The sequence below is a fragment of the Mycolicibacterium sp. XJ2546 genome, from assembly GCF_053483195.1.
In genome coordinates this window covers 1-221 of the sequence record NZ_JBEFRW010000070.1, presented here as the reverse complement: position 1 = coordinate 221, position 221 = coordinate 1, and the positions used below count along the sequence as shown (strand labels likewise).

General features: G+C 59.7%; 1 pseudogene. It reads right to left on the bottom strand.

Annotated elements, in window-relative coordinates:
- Nucleotides 1-203: pseudogene (locus ABQE44_RS25880) on the bottom strand (HNH endonuclease signature motif containing protein); the annotation flags it as partial.
- Between the last annotated feature and the right edge of the window lie 18 nt (nucleotides 204-221).

Sequence of the window (221 nt, the reverse complement as noted above, 5' to 3'; positions counted from 1 at the left end):
GTCGTCTCGCGTTGCAGACGCGCGAGCAAGCGGTGGCTGACCGTCGGCAGCTGACACGACAACGTTTCCATCTCATCAAGAGCGGCCACCAGATCAGTGCGGGTCAACAGGTTTAGATCGCACGCCGCCACCTCTTCGTAGGCGTCGCGCAGTCCGGCTATCGCCGCCTGCAACCTGCTCCCCGACATACTTCGAACATACATTCGAGATCCGACAAATTC